Genomic DNA, 252 nt, shown 5'->3' on the forward strand with positions numbered 1-252 from the left:
ACTGGCGGCGGCGTTGGGAAATGATCCTAATTTTGCCACCACCATGACAAATGCGCTTGCCGGAAAGATGGACAAGGCAGCCAATGGCAAAGACATTGCTGATGTTTCAGAGTTTCTCAAAAACCTTCAATTGGGAGAAGCGGCAAAGCGAGATGTTGGCACGACAGTCGGAACCGTTGCCGCTGGTGATGATTTACGCATAACAGGAGCACTTCAAAAGGCAAATAATCTTTATGAGTTAACAAATAAATC

Annotated in this window: 1 pseudogene; it reads left to right on the plus strand. The window is 46.0% G+C overall.

What is annotated here, in order from left to right:
• Nucleotides 1-252, plus strand: a pseudogene (locus OOJ60_RS24675) (phage tail protein); the annotation flags it as partial.

It is taken from the genome of Citrobacter sp. R4, assembly GCF_026719175.1.
GTDB classification, from domain to species: Bacteria; Pseudomonadota; Gammaproteobacteria; order Enterobacterales; family Enterobacteriaceae; genus Citrobacter_A; species Citrobacter_A sedlakii.